Annotated in this window: 1 pseudogene; it reads right to left on the bottom strand. The window is 69.1% G+C overall.

The window, feature by feature from the left end:
- Positions 1 to 204, bottom strand: a pseudogene (locus tag AMS65_RS20210) (ATP-binding protein); the annotation flags it as partial.

Consider the following 204-nt stretch of genomic DNA (forward strand, 5'->3'; position numbering starts at 1 on the left):
GGTCCAGGCTGACCATCGGCAGTGACGGGTCAAACCGCACGGTCGACGGCCCATCGAACAACCCCGCAAGATCAAAAGCGACCAGGCGACGGAGGGCGTGGCCGACGAGCCGGCCGTCCGCCGCGAGCCGACCATCTGTATCGGTTGCCGGGTCGGGGGCGAGGATGCGGTCGACGACCGTTGGCAGGATCGGCACCTCCGAGG

This window comes from Leucobacter celer subsp. astrifaciens, from assembly GCF_001273835.1.
GTDB lineage: Bacteria > Actinomycetota > Actinomycetes > Actinomycetales > Microbacteriaceae > Leucobacter > Leucobacter celer.